Genomic DNA, 15,990 nt, shown 5'->3' with positions numbered 1-15,990 from the left:
CGCCCGGCTGCTGCCGGACGGGGAGGTGGTCCGAGCGCCTCAGCGCAGGTGGGCCGGCCAGGACTCGTGCGAACCGTGTGCCGACATCAGGGCGGCGGCCTGGAGCCTGGAGTGGACCCCGAGCTTGGTGAGCAGGTTCTGGACGTGGGTCCGTGCCGTGCTCCGCTGCACCCCGAGCGAGGTAGCCATCTCCTCGGTGGTCTGGCCATCCATGATGCAGCGCATGACCTGCCACTCGCGGTCGGTGAGGAACTGCAGCGCCCACAGCGGGTCGTCAGTCGACTTCTGCGGACGCAGTGCCCGCTGGAGCAGCGACGGCTCGACCGCGAGCTGGCCACGCACCGCGCGGTCCAGCATCTCGACGATCTCCACGATCGGCTTCTCCTTGCCGACGTAGCCCGACGCACCCTCGGCGATCGCCCGTCCCACGATGGAGTGGTCGGCCTCCGCGGAGAGCATCACGACCTTGGTCTCCGGGGAGATCTCGCGGATCTCGTGGATCGCGGAGACCGAGGTCCCGCCCGGGAAGTTCACGTCGAGCAGGCAGACGTCGGGCCGGTGCATCGCCACCGCGCTGACGGCCTCCTCCGGCGTGCCGGCCAGGGCGACGACCTCGTGCCCACGGGCACCGAGCGCCAAGCCAAGGGCCTCGAGCAGCAGCAGGTGGTCGTCGCAGACGACGATCCTCATGACGCCACCAGGCCCAGCTGGGCCTGGGCGAGGCAGATGTCTCCCACGGTGCCGCCACCGTCAGCGGCGTGCAGCGCGAAGGACCCGTGGCAGGCAGCAACCATCGCCCGCGTGGTGGTCAGCCCCAGCGACGTGCGCGCGGTGACCTTCCCGAGTCCTGGTCCGTCATCGGTGACCGTGAGGTGCGCGCCCTCGCGGTCGGCATAGGCGTCGACCCGCACGTGTCCACCGTCACCGGCGGCGCGGACGGCGTTGTCGAGCACGCAGGCCAGAGCCCGGCTCAACGCCACCGGTCGTGCCCACGCCTCCAGCGCTTCCACCGAGTCGATGGTGATCTCGCAGTTCGCCGTGGCCTGGGCCCGCGTGACCGCCCGGGTGGCGACGGCCACCACGTCGGTGGTCGTCACCTCGTCGGCAGCGGCCTCGCTGAGACTGGTCTCCACCAGCTCGGCGAGCCAGCGGGCCTGTCCAGCGATACCGTCCATCTTGCGACCGACGTCTCCGCCTTCGGTCCCAGCCAGCAGGAGGATCGCCGCCAGCGGCTGCCGCAAGTCATGCAGCAGAGCGCGAACGGTGTCTATCTCTCCACCAGCGACTGGGCGCTGATGGTCCTCGAACAAAGCAGCCATGTATGTCCCTCACAACCCCGCAGACCGAAGCCCAGCACCCCCTGTGAGGACTCCCTGTGGTTCCGCGACTCGTCAAAGGTATGAGTTCAAAAAGACGGGCAGCAATAGTCATTAGGGACTAGGTGACCTCACGAATACGTGCCGGTTGCGTGCTCTGACAATGCAGTGCGTTGCGTGTCCTGCGACCGCCCAGTGAATGTGAACGGTCTAAGTGAAAACAGGCCGGTGGACCTTCTCACCATTTGGACGACTTGTATCTGGCCGGGGAGCAACAACGCATACGTTTGACGACACCGAGTCGTTGACGGCGACCTCCACGGGCGGCCTCACTAGAGTCGCCAACCATGGTGGCGACGCGGACCCCGGCTCAGCCGCTGCTCCTCGTCCTCACCGCGATCGTCTCGGTGCAGTTCGGCGGCGCTCTCGCGGCCACCCTGGTCCCGCAGATCGGCGCGGGTGGCTCGGTCACCCTCCGGCTGGTGTTCGCGACGGCCATCCTCTGGGCGATCGCCCGACCGCGGGTCCGCGGTCACGGCCGCACCGCCTGGTTGACGGTGCTGGGGTTCGGCTGCGCCCTGGGCTTGATGAACCTCGCCTTCTACGCCTCCCTCGCCCACCTGCCCATCGGCGTGGCGGTGACGGTCGAGTTCCTCGGGCCGCTGGCCCTGGCGACGGCCCTCTCCCGACGGCTGCGCGACCTCGCCGCCGTGGCGGCAGCGGCCGTCGGAGTGGTGCTCATCTCGGAGGCCCTCGACACACCGTTCGCGAACATCGAGTGGACCGGGCTGGGACTGGCCGCGCTCGCGGGAGCCTGCTGGGCGGCATACATCATCGCCAGCGGGCGGGCAGGGCGTGAGTTCCCGAAGCTCGAGGGGTTGGCGCTGGCCATGGCCGTCGCGCTCGTCGTCACGCTTCCCCTTGGCATCACCAGCATCCCGTCCTGGTCCGGTGAGTCAGTCGCCAAAGGTCTGGGCATCGCGGTGCTGTCCTCGGTGCTGCCCTACTCGCTCGAGCTGGCGGCGCTGCGGCACCTGAAGGCGAGGGTGTTCGGCATCCTGCTCAGCCTCGAACCCGCTGCTGCCGCGCTGGCGGGCCTGCTCGTGCTCGGCCAGCGGCTGGGCCGGGTGCAGCTGCTCGGCATGGCCCTGGTGGTGCTGGCCAGCGCCCTGGTGATGGGCGCCGGCCAGCGCAAGGATCCGGCAGCGTCAGGAGGCTGAGAGCCGCTCGCGCTCGTCCTTGCGGGACTTCCACAGGCTGGCCACGGTCGTGACACCGAGGATCACGACGATCGCGCCCAGCGAGACCGAGATCGGGATGTCGGGAGCCGAGTGGACGTTCTCCCCACCGTTGATGAACGGGAGCGTGTTCTCGTGCAGGGCGTGCAGCACCAGCTTGACGCCGATGAAGGCCAGCAGGACGGCGAGCCCCAGGCTCAGGTAGACGAGCTTCTTGAGCAGCCCGCCGATGAGGAAGTACAGCTGCCGCAGGCCCATCAGGGCGAACAGGTTGGCCGTGAGCACCAGGTAGGGCTCCTTGGTGAGGCCGTAGATCGCCGGGATCGAGTCGAGCGCGAAGAGCAGGTCGGTGGTCCCGAGCGCCATGATGACGATGAACATCGGCGTCGCGAGCTTCTTGCCGTTGACGTGCGTGAAGAGCTTGGCGCCGTCGTACTGGTCGGTCGCCGGGAACCGTCGCTCCACGAACTTCATGAACCGGTTCTCCTCGTACTCGTCGTCGTCGCTCTCACCCTCCTTGCCGAGCTTGACTGCGGTGTAGATGAGGAAGGCGCCGAAGATGTAGAAGACCCACGAGAACTCGTTGATCGCCGCTGCGCCCACGGCGATGAAGATGCCACGCAGGATGATCGCGATGATGATGCCGATCAGCAGCGCCGACTGCTGGAGCTTCTCCGGCACACCGAACCTGGCCATGATCAGCAGGAAGATGAACAGGTTGTCGACCGACAGCGAGTACTCGGTCAGCCAGCCTGCGTAGTACTCGGTCATGAACTTGGCGCCGGCCTGGTCGTGCGTGAAGTACCAGACGCCGAGCCCGAAGACGACGGCCGCGCCGATGTAGCCGGCCAGCGAGATGCTGACCTCTTTGGTCGACGGCACGTGCGGGCGCCGGGCGATGATGAAGACGTCGAAGAGCAGGACGGCGGCCATCAGGCCGACGGTGAGGTACCAGACCCAGGTCGGGACCTGCATCTGGGTGGCAGTGGTGGCGGTGAGGGCGTCGAACGCGGTCACAGGGAACCTTCCGGTCACAACGAGGTGGCCGGAGGTCTCTCCCGCCCCAGACAGGTGCGGACCGGCTCCCCGGGTCGGTATGCCGCGTGGCTGGTGAGCCCTGCGACGAGCGACCGTGATGACGAGGACACCGCGTGGGGATACTCCCCTCCGATGATCGGGTCCAGTCTCCCAGACTCCACCCCTCAGACCCAACTCGAGCCCTGATTGTCTCAGTCCCGTGACGCTGCGTCCCGCGGTGCTCAGTCGTGCGGCGGCCGTCGCGACTTGGGCAGCTTGGCCACGATGGTCTCGTAGGACACGTCGACCGCCTCCCGGATCTCGTCGTCCGGGATCGCCCCGCCCAGCCGGAGGGTGTTCCAGCCGGACCGCCCGATGTAGGCCATCACCGAGGCGTCGTCCCGGTACTGCAGGACCCACTCGTCGGCCTCGGCCCGGTTCGCGCCGCACTTCAGGCCGACCGACTCGCTGCCCATGAAGGCGAAGATCTTGTCCCCCACCTTGGCGACGAAGTCGCCCTCCCAGGGCTGGTCGGCCCACGCCCCCGGCTTGGCCAGGCAGTAGTCACGCAGGGCGTCGGCGTCGAGCGCGGTCACGCCCCGACGATAGCCGTGGTCACAACAGCGAGGTGAGTCCCGACTCCGCCACCAGCCGACGGCCTGCCACGAGCCCGGCCTCCACGAGCGTGTCGAGCTGGTGGAACTCCAACAGGCCGACACCCATGGCAGCGGGCGTCACCACGATGGCGCCGGCCGCCTGAGCGGACTCCACGGCGCCGCCGCTGCCGATCAGCATGGTCCGCAGGAGGGTCTCGCCCAGCGCGGGAGTACGCAGCGGCCGGGGCGGCCCGCCTGCGGTCGGCCGCGCAGGTCCCGAGCCACCCATGGAGATGTTCACGGCTACCAGCGGACCCTCGGGTCGCTCGGTGAGCGCGTCGACGGGAAGGTTGTTGAGTACGCCGCCGTCGACGAGGAGCCGGCCATCCACCTTGACGGGAGGGAACAGGCCCGGGAGAGAAGTCGTCGCCATGAGAGCCGGGACCAGTGGCCCCCGGCGATGCACCACCACCTCTCGGGCAAGGAGATCCGTGCTCACACAACGGAACTGGTGCGGCAGCGACTCCATCATGGTGTCACCGAAGACCCGGGTCATGGCCCGGCGACGGCGTTGCCCCTTGGCGAGGGCAGCTCGCGGAACGGTGTAGTCGGAGAACGGACGACCGCGCACGAACTCCGCGTAGATCTGCTCGCGGGCTTCGAGCGCCGGCATGCCCGCCGCATGCAGAGCTGCAACCACGCCGCCGACACTGCAACCGGCGACCCGGTCGACCGGGATGGCCGCTTCCTCCAGTGCGGCCAGCACCCCCAGGTGGGCGAAGGCGCGGGCCCCACCCCCGGCGAGCACCAGACCCAGCGACCTGCCTGCCAGCCTCGCGACCAAGGGGCGCAGCGCGCTCGTGGTGGGTGCGTCGACCGTGGTCACCTGCCAGGCGTCCAACAGCTGGGACCACGCGACCACCTGGTCCGTCGAGGGGTTCCCCCCGACCAGGACGACGTCCGCGCCCGGTGCCAGCGCGAGGGTCGAGCTGCCAGGCTGCTGTCCGCCGGCGGCCACGGCCACCACGACGTCAGCCTGGCGGATCGCCGCGGCGGACCAGGCCTGCGCGTCCGCCCCCACGGCGTGGTCAGCCTCAAGGGGCACAGTCAGCAGCACCCGGTCGTGGGTCTTCTCCAGACGCTCCAACCCGGCCGCGTCGACGTCACCGGAGACCGCGACCCTGAGCCACCGAGCCAGTCCGGCCCTCAGCGCATCGGTCACCGCGGCCACGGGAGCGCCCGGGTGCAGACCCACCACCGTGACGATGACCGGGGGACGCTGGCGTTCACGCACTGCGGGGCTGGCCAGCTGGGAGGCAAGCACGCGGACGAGAGAGCGAGCGATGGCGGGGTGCTCGTCGAGCGCCTGGTCGAGGGCTTCCGGCGCGATGCGCAAAAGCATCGTGTCGCGGTGGGCTCGCACCGTCGCGCTGCGCACCCCACCGGTGAGCATCGCCAGCTCCCCGATGACGTCCCCGGCTCCCAGGGACCGCACCCGACCGTCCGAGGTGAGCACGTCCACTCGTCCACTCAGCACCGAGAACGCCGCGCCGGCAGGGTCACCTGCTTCGAAGAGGGTCTCCCCCGCGTGGAGGTGCACCCGCTCTCCCGACCGCTCGACCCGTTCGCGGCCCTCCGGCCCGAGCTCGTGCATGAGGGAGCGCGAGACCGCGACTGCGGCGGCCGTGACCATCTCCGGTACCGACAGCAGGGCGGCGCTGGCCTCGCCGGACCCCTCGTCGACCTGCTCGGCAGCGTCCCTCGACCCGGCGGCCAGAAGAGCGACCCCCGCACAGAGGACGAAACACGCAGCGCTGAAGACCCAGCCCCTGCGGAACGCGTCCGCGGCACCAGCTGGGGCCGGTGTCCCGATGAGGACCACGAGGAACGAGATCCCGAGGACACCACCGATCTGGCGGACGCTGGAGTTGACCGCCGAGGCGACCGCGTAACGGCCGCCCGGCACTGCGGACAGGGCTGCGCTACCGAGGATCGGGAGGGTGGCACCCACCCCCAGACCGCTGAGCACCTGGCCGGGCAACCAGTGACCGAGGAAGCTCGGCGACGGGTCGACCGCGACGGCATACCAGAGATAGGCGCTGGCCCACACGAGCGCGCCCGGCACGACGACCACGAGGTGACCGCGCCGCTCGGCGAGCGGACCGAGCACCGCCGCCGACACTGCGGCGACGACGGCGCCCGGCACGAGGGCCAAGCCTGTCCTGAACACGTCATAGTGCCAGATGTACTGCAACCAAAGGACATTCGTCAGTAGGTAGGCGTAGAACCCCAAGCCGGCCACGGCTGAGGCGGCGTTGGCGACGACGAACCCGCGAGACGCCATCAACGCCCGGTCGACCAGCGGGCTCGGGTGCACCCTCGAGCTCTGGACGAATCCCACGGCCGCCGCCACCGACCCGCCGGCGCACAGCAGCACCTCAGCGCTCGTCCAGCCCCAGTCGTTGCCGGTCACGATCGCGGTGGTGAGCAAGCCCATGGCGAGCGCGAGGAGGAGCGCGCCGCGCAGGTCGGGCAGCCGGCGCCTGCCCGGCGACCTGCTCTCCACGAGCCAGCGGCGCGAGGCCACCAACGCGGCGGCCCCCACCGGCAGGTTCACGAGGAACGCCCACCGCCAGTCACCCCACTTGACCAGCGCCCCACCGATCGGTGGGCCCAGTCCGGCGGCAGCTGCGGCGGTAGCGCCCCACAGACCCACCGCGTGGACCCGACGCTCCAGCGGGAAGGCCTGGATCACCAGGGCGAGCGAGGCGGGGATGAGCATCGCGGCGCCGAGCGCCTGGACCGAGCGGGCGGCCACCAGCCACCAGACCGAGCCGGCGGCGGCGCACAGCAGCGAGGAGAGGGTGAACAGGGCCACTCCGAGGGCGAACAGCCGGCGCCGGCCGACCAGGTCGGCCATCCGCCCGAACAGGATGAGGGTGGCAGCCAGGACGATGTTGTAGGCGTTGAGCACCCACGACAGCTCGCCGATGCTGGCGCCCCCGAACGAGGCCCGGATGCTCGGGAACGCGACGTTGACGACGGTCGCGTCCAGGAACGCGAGGAAGGCACCGATGGAGGCGACGGCCAGCACCGTCCCACTCCCGACACGTGCATCCCTCGTGGCGCCCGCAGGCCCCGCTCCAGTGACGGTCGCCACGGATCACCGCCTCCCGGACCGAGCGTAGGAGCGAGACGAGAGGACGCGCTCGCCACAAACGGGCTAGGACAACTGAGGTACAGCGGCCCCGACGTGGCGGTCCACGATGGAGGACCCACCCGTTCCCGCGATCCGAGGTCCCCCAATGTCCGTTCGCCCGTCGCGCCGACACCCCCTCTCGGTCCTGGCCGTGGTGGCCCTGCTCTGGGCGGCGGCGCTCCTCGTGGTGTCGCCGTCGGCGTCAATGGCTGGGTCCGTGAAGGGGTCACTCGCGGTGATCTCCGTCGGCGACCAGGGCACCGGGTTCGTCGGTGCCGTGGCTGGGCGCCCGTTCGATGTCGTGGTCGAGGCCAGGGACCCCCTGGGGGTCCCACTCGTGCTCCCCCAGGACACCAAGGTGCGACTCAGCCTGGTGACCGGGTCCGGCACCCTCGGCGGCGTGCTCGAGGGCACCATCGCCAAGCGCACCAGCCAGGGGACCGTGAGTGGCGCGACGTACGCCCCCCTGGGGAACGGCATCACGCTGGGCTTGGCCACCGTCTCCGGGACCGCCCTGAGCGGCACGACCACGACGATCAATGTGGCGGCGAGCGCCGTGCGGACCCAGGCGAACCCCCACAGCAGCCTGAACGTGACCGACCCTGGGTGTCCGGCCCCTTCGCCCACGTCGCCAGTTTGTGGCTTCCTCCAGCTGCCCAACGGGGGCAACGGCACGGTGCTGATGTCGGTCGGCTCGTGCGACACGATCCTGACCTGCCGCACGAAGTCCGGCACCACCGCTCGGCTGGTGACCGCCGAGGTCTCGCTCAAGGATGCCAACGGGGTCCCGCTCTACACCCCGAGTGCCCCCGCAACCTTCATCCTGGCTTGCGACAAGACCTTGTGTGGCCAGGGTGGCGTCAGCTCCTTCCCGATCGTCGTCGACCTGACGAACACCGGAGCCTTCGCCCAGGTGCCCGACTGCCCGTCCAAGGGAGTGCTGGGCACAGGACAGACCGCCTGCCGTGACACCGTGCAGTCCACCCGGGACAACGCGGGTGACGTCTACAGCGTCATCCTGTTCACCTACGACATCCGGGGCAGCTACCCGTGACCGTCGCTTGCCACCCACGGTAGGGGCGGCCTGAGCGCACCCAACCGGTCGAGGGCCGCGGACGCCTCGTGGGCAGCGGATGCCTCATGGCCGGATGAGTCGATCAACTCGAGACGCGCCTGGACGGCCAGGAGGAACCCCCGCTCGTGGGCGAGGTCAGGCGCCGCACTCGCGGCGAGTCCTTGGCGCAGCGAGGCCCACGCGCCGGGCAGGTCCCCCAGGACGGCCTGGGCGCTCGCCCGGACGCGGAGCGCCGACGGCAGCAACGTCGCCGCACGCAGCCGCGTGATCGTCGCGATGGCCCGCTGAGAGGCCTCGAGCGCCTCGGTGGACCGGCCGGCAAGCAGGTGCCCCTCGGCGATGGCGATGTCCGTCTCGCAGACCTCGTGGGGCTCGTGCAGCGCATGGAACAGGGCGCGCGCCGCATCGAGGAGCTGACCGCCCTCCTCGGGGCGTCCCGCCCGGTGCTGGGCGCGCCCCTGTTCGCGCAGCACCAGGGCGCGCAGCTCCTCGTCGTCGACCGCCTTGGCGATCCGCAGCACCCGGGCGAGGACGTCGAGCGCCGCCTGCGGTCGGCCCTGCCGGTTCAACAGGTCCGCGCTGTTGTATGCGGCGTTGGCGGCGTTGGCGGCATCGCCCACCTTCTCGAAGCTGGTCGCAGCACGCTGGAACCCCTCCAGCGCCTCGGTCCATCGGCCCTGGAGCAGCAGCCGCATCGCGATGTTGTTGTGGGCGTGCGCCTGGCCACTCAGGTCACCGAGTGACGAGTAGAGACGGAGAGCCGTCTCGCCGTGGTCCACGCCCGAGCTGGAGCCCGTGAAGACCTCCACCCCGTGCAGCACGAGGTGCGCCTGCGCGAGTGCATCGTCCTGCTCGGCCAGCTCGGCGACCTCGACGGCGTCGTGCGCGCAGCGCGCCGCGTCCACGTAGCGTCCTTGGCTCATCAGGACCACGCTCCTGCGGGAGAGCAGCCGAGCCCTGGCCGCCAACGCGTCGGCCCCGCCTGCGCCGTCCAGGATGCGGAGCCCGGTCGCGGTTCGGCGCAGCGCCACCGGGTGGCGGCCTTGGCGCTGGGCGACCTTGGCCGCTTTGAGCGCGAGGGCTGCGGACCTGACGGGCACGCCGACCCAGAGCCGTCTGGCCTGGGCATAGGCCCGGTCGGCGTCGCCGGAGCGTCCACAGAGGAACAGCGCGTCGCCCCAGGACTCGAGGTCGGCTGCCCGCTCCGCGGTCGACACCGACCCCGACCGAAGGGCGGCCTCAGCCGCCTGGGCGTAGGCGTGCGCCGCCGCCTCGGGAGCAGCCGCCGCCAGCGCCTTGACGCCGGCCAGCCGGGCACACTGCCACGCGTCGGCATATCGCCCCGCGGCGAAGAAGTGGTGCGCCAGGACCTCTGGGCGCCGAGCCCGGGTGCGCGCCGAACGGCCCAGCACCTCCCCCACCGTGGCGTGCAGGTGAGTTCGCACCCTCATCGGCAGGCCGGCATACGCCGTCTCGCGGTGGACTGCATGCCGGAACTGCCAGCGTCGGGACCCGGCCGGCTCGAGGAACGCCGCTAGTGCTGCGACGTCGTCGCGCAGCGTCGGCCCGACTGGGCGGTCTCCCACCACCTCCGCCAGGAGCGCGAGCGTGAACGAGTTCCCCAGCACCGCTGCGCGCCGGAGCAACGACCTCTGGCGGGGCGCCAGCGAGTCGATCTGCACCGCCACGAGCTCCTCGACGGACAAGGGGAGGTCGTCGATCCGCTCGCCGCGGGAGGCCGCGAGAACGAGCTCGCGGAGGAACAGCGGGTGACCCCCCGCGCGCGCGACAAGCGCCTGGGCTGCTGACGGCGGCAGCGGGTGATCGGGGTCGACGAGCTCGGTCATCAGCTCGCTTGCGTTGGCACCCAACGGTCCCAGCTCGATGACCACGCCGCCCGGTGGGACATCGTCCTCGAGCGCCCTGCGCGTCGTGAGGAGCAGCCAGGGCAGGTCGTCGCACCGGCCGGCCACCTGCTCCAGCACTCGCGCGCTGTCTCCGTCCATCAGGTGCGCGTCCTCGACCACCAGCAACGTCGGGCTCCGGAGGGCGGCTGCCATTACGCCCACCACCAAGCGGTGCAGCGCGTCGGAGCGGAACTCCTCCCCCAGCTCCGTGCCGGGTGCGTGATTGCCGGCGGGTGGCTGCTCGCCGCGGTTGGTGGACGACCTGGCATCGGCTGGGTCGAGTGGCACGTCGAACACCAGGCCGAGCAGGGGCAGCTGGGCGACGAGGTGCGGCTCGCTGGCCCCGACCAGGGTGGCTGCCCTCCGGAGTCCGTCCTGCGGATCGACCTGGGCCGACAGGCCGAGGGCTGCGGCAAGCAGGAGTCGCACGGTCGCGTAGGGCGCGCTGGCGCCGCTGTGTCCGCAGTCCGCGGTGAGCACCCGGAAGTCCTCGGCGCCGGCGACGACCTCGGCGACGAGGCGGGTCTTGCCCATGCCCGGTTCGCCGATGACCGTGACGACGCCACCGGTTCCGTTGCCGAGCCGGTCGAGCGCGCTCATGACCTGACCGAGCTCGATCTCGCGCCCGACCATCGCCGTGTCCGCCTGCTCGAGCGGGCTCGAGGTCGCCCGACCGAGGGTGACGCTGCGCACGGGTTCGGCCAGCCCCTTGAGCCGCAGCGAGACTGCGGAGTCCGCCTCCCAGCGGGTGCGGCTGTGCTCGAGCAGCTCGACCGGCACGCTGATGCTGGCCGGCGCCGCCCGTGCCGCGAGGCGCGCGGCGAGGTTCACCGCGCCGCCTTTCACCGAGTAGGTGCGACGCCCGACGGGGCCGAGGTCCCCGGTGAAGACCCGTCCTTGCGCGACCCCGACCCGCACCGGCAGCCGCCCGGGTCGGTCGACCACGAGCCGCACGGCTGCCAGGAGGTGGTCGACGTCGTCACCCGTGCTCTGGGGGGCACCGGCCACCAGCATCACCTTGCCGCCGTCGACGTCGATGTCGGTCTCGTGGAACGACACACCGTGCTTGGTCGTCGCCTCCTGGATGGTGCGCACGAGCTCGTCGACGGCAGTGGTGAGGGCAGCTGGGCCCTCCTCCTCCAGGAGGCCATCCGTCCCGGAGAAGCGGATGAATGCCGCTGCCGCCACCCGGTGCTCGGGTTCATGGCTGCCGTGCGCCACGTGGGTGCGCAGCTGGCTCGGGACCAGCTGTGACCTGTCGGTGGTCGGCCCGCCCGCCGGTCCGGAAGAGGCTGCGGTCAGGGTGGCGATCAGGGTGTGGGTCAGGTCACCAGGCCCGAGCGCGGGCCCGAGGGGGGCCACGGGACCGGTCCGCGGCACCGGCGGGAGCCCCCGCAGCAGGAAGCCCGGACCCGTCGCGTCGCCCACGAACTGCTCGGGCAACCGAGCGGCCGTCGCCGCGTCGACCAGCACCTGGCCGGCAGCGGCCGCCGCCTCGATCGCGGTCACCCGGCTGGCCACCGGCCCCAGCACCATGAGCTCTCGGTGGGCGCTCGGGTCTCCGGCCAGCACGAGGTGCACCTCCCCGGTCGCCACCCCGGTCGAGGCACGGAGCACCACCGCCCCCACCGACGTGCGCAGGTGGCCGACCCTGGACAGCACGGTGCGCATGAGTGCGGCGGCACGGGTCGCCCGCAGCGCCGAGTCCGGGCCAGTGGCCAGCAGCAGCACCGCGTCCCCGCCCCACTTGAGCAGGTCGCACCCCTCGGCGAGGCCCGCTTCGACCAACGGGCCGAACACGTCGTCCAGGACGTCGCTGAGCTCCTCGGCGCCCGCGCGTCCTCGAGCGGCCAGCCGCTCTGTCAGCCGGGTGAAGCCGCTGATGTCGAGGACCACGAGGGTCCCGGGAAACACCCACTGCGCCGGGGCCGGATCGGCCGGCACGGGTCCCCGCAACAGGGCAGGCAGGTAGGGCGCGAGTCGGCTGTCGAGGTCATCCACCACTAGTCCGCCCGGACGCGGGGGCCATGACGATCTCAGCAGCTGTCACCGCCTCGACGTCCCCCAGCACGGCGTCGACCGCCCAGCCATAGGCACCTCCGACCCTCAGGCTTTCAGCACCCAACCCGCCGTGTCCTCACGCAAATGACGGACACCCTGCGCGCTGCACCCCACGAGCCACAGATGGCACCAAACGACCCCTACTGGGTCGCAGCGGACATTTGCCGCAGCTCCTTCTTGAGGTCACCGATCTCGTCGCGCAGTCGGGCAGCGAGCTCGAAGTGCAGGTCGCCCGCAGCCTGGTGCATCTGGGTGGACAGCTCCTGGATGAGGTTGGCCAGGTCGTTGGCGGGCAGGTTGCGCAGCCGGTCCGTGGCCACTCCTGCGTCGGCCTGGACGGTGCCACGCCCGCCTCGTCCGCCGCCCTTGCCCCGCGACTGGCTGCGCCCGGAGCCGATGAGGGCCTCGGTGTCGGCGTCCTCGCGGTTGAGCAGGTCGGTGATGTCGGCGATCTTCTTGCGCAGCGGCTGGGGGTCCACGCCGGCCGCGAGGTTGTAGGCGATCTGGATCTCGCGGCGCCGCTGCGTCTCGTCGATGGCCTCGCGCATCGACGGCGTGATCTTGTCGGCGTACATGTGCACCTGGCCGGACACGTTGCGGGCCGCTCGGCCGATGGTCTGGATGAGCGACCGGGCGGAGCGCAGGAACCCCTCCTTGTCGGCGTCGAGGATGCTGACCAGCGACACCTCCGGCAGGTCGAGGCCTTCGCGCAGCAGGTTGATGCCGACGAGCACGTCGTACTCCCCCATCCGCAGCTCGCGCAGCAGCTCCACGCGCCGCAGGGTGTCGACCTCGCTGTGCAGGTAGCGGACCCGGACCCCCTTGTCGAGGAGGTAGTCGGTGAGGTCCTCGGCCATCTTCTTGGTCAGGGTGGTCACCAGGACGCGCTCGTTGACCTTGGTGCGCTCACCGATCTCGTGGAGCAGGTCGTCGATCTGGCCCTTGGTGGGCTTGAGGATGACCTCGGGGTCGACCAGCCCGGTGGGTCGGATGATCTGCTGGACGATCCCCTCGCTCTGCGCGAGCTCGTAGGGGCCGGGGGTGGCGGACAGGTAGACGGTCTGGTCGATGCGGCCGAGGAACTCCTCCCACCGCAGCGGTCGGTTGTCCATCGCCGACGGGAGCCGGAAGCCGTGGTCGACGAGCTGGCGCTTGCGCGACATGTCGCCTTCGTACATGGCGCCGATCTGGGGCACCGTCACGTGGGACTCGTCGATGACGAGCAGGAAGTCCTCTGGGAAGTAGTCGAGCAGCGTGTTGGGGGCGGTCCCCCGGCCCCGGCCGTCGATGTGCATCGAGTAGTTCTCGATGCCCGAGCACGACCCGACCTGGCGCATCATCTCGATGTCATAGGTGGTGCGCATCCGCAGCCGCTGGGCCTCGAGCAGCTTGCCCTGCTTCTCGAACGCCGCCAGCTGGTCGGCCAGCTCGAGCTCGATCCCACGGATCGCCCGCTCCATCCGCTCGGGGCCGGCGACGTAGTGCGTCGCCGGGAAGACGTACATCTCCTGCTCCTCGCGCATGATCTCGCCGCTGACCGGGTGCAGTGTGTAGATCCGCTCGATCTCGTCGCCGAAGAACTCGATCCGGACCGCGAGCTCCTCGTAGACGGGGATGATCTCGACGGTGTCGCCGCGGACCCGGAAGGTGCCGCGGGTGAAGGCGAGGTCGTTGCGGGTGTACTGCATCTGGACGAACCGGCGCAGCAGGTCGTCGCGGTTGACCTCCTGGCCGACGCGCAGACGGGCCATCCGGTCGACGTACTCCTGCGGGGTGCCGAGGCCGTAGATGCAGGACACCGACGCGACCACGATGACGTCACGACGGGTCAGCAGCGAGTTGGTCGCGCTGTGCCGCAGCCGCTCGACCTCGTCGTTGATCGACGAGTCCTTCTCGATGTAGGTGTCCGTCTGCGGGATGTAGGCCTCAGGCTGGTAGTAGTCGTAGTACGAGACGAAGTACTCGACGGCGTTGTTGGGCAGCAGCTCGCGGAACTCGTTGGCCAGCTGGGCGGCCAGGGTCTTGTTGGGCGCCATCACGAGGGTCGGTCGCTGGACCTGCTCGATCAGCCAGGCCGTGGTGGCCGACTTGCCGGTGCCGGTGGCGCCGAGCAGCACGGTGTTCTTCTCCCCCGCACGGATCCTGGTGGTGAGGTCGGCGATGGCCGCGGGCTGGTCCCCCGCGGGCGAGAACGGGGAGACGACCTCGAACGGGGCGACCGTGCGTTGCAGGTCTGTCGTGGGACGCATGCGTCCAGCGTAGGCGGACCCGCTGACAGCGCCGTCTCAGGATGCGGTGAGACGGTCTGCAGCCTCCGACGCCCGAGGCGTAGGACTGTGGAGTGACCACCCCGCCCACCGCCAGCCCCGGCTCCGCCCGGGCCGGCACAGCCCCCGGTCAAGCCGTGGGTATGCCGCGTCGCTGGGGCATGCTCGGGGTCAGCACCCTGGCGCAGATGGCCTCAGCCGTGGCGATGCACGGTCCAGCGTTCCTCATCCCGGTCCTGCACACCCGCGAGGGCCTGTCCCTCGCCACCGCGGGCCTGGTCGCCGCGGCTCCCATGGTCGGCGTGATGCTCACCCTGGTGGCCTGGGGTGTGGTCGTCGACCGCCGCGGCGAGCGGCTGGTCCTCGTCGGCGGGCTGGCCGCCACGGCTGTCGCCGCCGCGTCGAGCACCCTGGCCGACGGGCCACTTTGCTGGGGCGTCTTCCTCTTCCTCGCCGGTGCGGCCGCCGCCAGTGCCAACGCCGCGAGTGGGCGCGTGGTCGTCGGCTGGTTCCCGGCCGAACGGCGCGGCCTGGCGATGGGGATCCGCCAGATGGCGCAACCGCTCGGGGTCGCCGTCGCCGCGGTGACCATGGCCGTACTGGCCGAGCAGCACGGCATACGCGCCGCCCTGGCGGTCCCGGCCGTGGCGGCGACGCTCGCGTGCGTCGCCGTCGCCATGGTCGTGAAGGACCCGCCACGTCCGCACCGCTCGGTGGAAACGGCCCGGAACCCCTATGCCGGCGACCGCACCCTCGCCCGGATCCACGGCGTCTCCATGCTGCTGGTCGTGCCGCAGTTCCTCGTCTGGACCTACTCGCTCGTCTGGCTGGTCTCCGACCGCGGCTGGTCCGCGGCGGCGGCAGGCACGCTCGTCGCGGTCACCCAGGTGTGCGGAGCGCTCGGCCGGATCGCCGTCGGCCAGCTGTCGGACAGCGTCGGCAGCCGGATGCGCCCGTTGCGATGGGTCGCGGTCGCGGTGGTCGTCTCGATGGCGCTGCTCGGCCTCGCGGCCGGGCAGGACTGGGGCGTCGCGGTCGCGCTCCTCGTGGTGGCCTCGACGGTCACCGTCGCGGACAACGGGCTGGCCTTCACGGCGGTGGCCGAACGCGCCGGCCCGTTCTGGTCGGGCCGTGCCCTCGGCCTGCAGAACACCGGCCAGTTCCTCACCGCCGCAGCAGTGCCTCCCCTCGCGGGCATCCTCGTCACCTGGACGGGGTATGCCGTGACGTTCGCCTCCGCGTCCGCCTTCGCCCTCGTGGCTCTCCCCCTGGTCCCTGTGCGGAGCGAGCAGGCGCCCCGCGACGGGTGACCAC

10 protein-coding genes are annotated in these 15,990 nt (G+C 70.9%); 3 read left to right on the top strand and 7 right to left on the bottom strand.

Translation table 11 applies throughout. From position 1 onward, the window contains the following. Window positions 1–39 precede the first annotated feature (39 nt). Complete coding sequence (locus tag EAH86_RS05405; RefSeq protein ID WP_140737634.1) at window positions 40–690, bottom strand: response regulator; 651 nt, start codon at window positions 688–690, stop codon at window positions 40–42. Further along, window positions 687–1,241, bottom strand: coding sequence for a sensor histidine kinase (locus tag EAH86_RS05400; RefSeq protein ID WP_140737633.1), 555 nt, complete (start codon window positions 1,239–1,241; stop codon window positions 687–689). Before EAH86_RS05400 ends, EAH86_RS05405 begins: the two co-directional genes overlap by 4 nt. Before the next feature lie 422 nt (window positions 1,242–1,663). Between EAH86_RS05400 and EAH86_RS05395 the strand changes: the two genes are divergently transcribed. After that, on the top strand, window positions 1,664–2,536 hold the full coding sequence (locus tag EAH86_RS05395) for an EamA family transporter (protein ID WP_140737632.1): 873 nt from the start codon (window positions 1,664–1,666) through the stop codon (window positions 2,534–2,536). Here the strand turns inward: EAH86_RS05395 and EAH86_RS05390 are convergent. The 3 genes from EAH86_RS05390 to EAH86_RS05380 form a co-directional block, all read right to left on the bottom strand. Then, the gene (locus tag EAH86_RS05390; protein ID WP_140738853.1) at window positions 2,525–3,529 is read right to left on the bottom strand and encodes a TerC family protein; all 1,005 of its coding nucleotides are present in this window, start codon (window positions 3,527–3,529) and stop codon (window positions 2,525–2,527) included. The genes EAH86_RS05395 and EAH86_RS05390 overlap by 12 nt on opposite strands. 284 nt (window positions 3,530–3,813) lie before the next feature. Further along, window positions 3,814–4,167, bottom strand: coding sequence for an MmcQ/YjbR family DNA-binding protein (locus tag EAH86_RS05385; protein WP_194150744.1), 354 nt, complete (start codon window positions 4,165–4,167; stop codon window positions 3,814–3,816). Window positions 4,168–4,186: 19 nt separating this feature from the next. Continuing rightward, the gene (locus tag EAH86_RS05380) at window positions 4,187–7,327 is read right to left on the bottom strand and encodes an MDR family MFS transporter/patatin-like phospholipase family protein (RefSeq protein ID WP_140737631.1); all 3,141 of its coding nucleotides are present in this window, start codon (window positions 7,325–7,327) and stop codon (window positions 4,187–4,189) included. A gap of 145 nt (window positions 7,328–7,472) precedes the next feature. Here EAH86_RS05380 and EAH86_RS05375 point away from each other — a divergent pair, with 145 nt between their 5' ends. After that, window positions 7,473–8,420: a hypothetical protein gene (locus tag EAH86_RS05375; protein ID WP_140737630.1), complete on the top strand. Its 948-nt coding sequence runs from the start codon at window positions 7,473–7,475 to the stop codon at window positions 8,418–8,420. Here the strand turns inward: EAH86_RS05375 and EAH86_RS05370 are convergent. Together EAH86_RS05370 and uvrB are read right to left on the bottom strand one after the other, a co-directional pair. Next, window positions 8,411–12,349: an AAA family ATPase gene (locus EAH86_RS05370; RefSeq protein ID WP_140737629.1), complete on the bottom strand. Its 3,939-nt coding sequence runs from the start codon at window positions 12,347–12,349 to the stop codon at window positions 8,411–8,413. The two genes, EAH86_RS05375 and EAH86_RS05370, sit on opposite strands and share 10 nt — an antisense overlap. Before the next feature lie 200 nt (window positions 12,350–12,549). After that, window positions 12,550–14,658, bottom strand: a complete 2,109-nt coding sequence (uvrB, locus tag EAH86_RS05365) for an excinuclease ABC subunit UvrB (RefSeq protein ID WP_140737628.1) — start codon at window positions 14,656–14,658, stop codon at window positions 12,550–12,552. Between the two features lie 92 nt (window positions 14,659–14,750). Between uvrB and EAH86_RS05360 the strand changes: the two genes are divergently transcribed. Further along, window positions 14,751–15,986, top strand: a complete 1,236-nt coding sequence (locus EAH86_RS05360; protein WP_241668216.1) for an MFS transporter — start codon at window positions 14,751–14,753, stop codon at window positions 15,984–15,986. Window positions 15,987–15,990 lie beyond the last annotated feature (4 nt).

The sequence above is a fragment of the Pedococcus bigeumensis genome (assembly GCF_006438965.1).
Classification (GTDB): domain Bacteria; phylum Actinomycetota; class Actinomycetes; order Actinomycetales; family Dermatophilaceae; genus Pedococcus; species Pedococcus bigeumensis_A.
The sequence above is the reverse complement of the archived record's forward strand: the minus strand, read 5'-3'. Positions and strand labels throughout refer to the sequence as shown.

Bases quoted from the DNA above. Each gene is read 5' to 3' on its own strand.
- EAH86_RS05395 (WP_140737632.1), top strand. From the start codon at position 1,664: ATGGTGGCGACGCGGACCCCGGCTCAGCCGCTGCTCCTCGTCCTCACC.
- uvrB (WP_140737628.1), bottom strand. From the start codon at position 14,658: ATGCGTCCCACGACAGACCTGCAACGCACGGTCGCCCCGTTCGAGGTC.
- EAH86_RS05405 (WP_140737634.1), bottom strand. From the start codon at position 690: ATGAGGATCGTCGTCTGCGACGACCACCTGCTGCTGCTCGAGGCCCTT.
- EAH86_RS05390 (WP_140738853.1), bottom strand. From the start codon at position 3,529: ATGCAGGTCCCGACCTGGGTCTGGTACCTCACCGTCGGCCTGATGGCC.
- EAH86_RS05375 (WP_140737630.1), top strand. From the start codon at position 7,473: ATGTCCGTTCGCCCGTCGCGCCGACACCCCCTCTCGGTCCTGGCCGTG.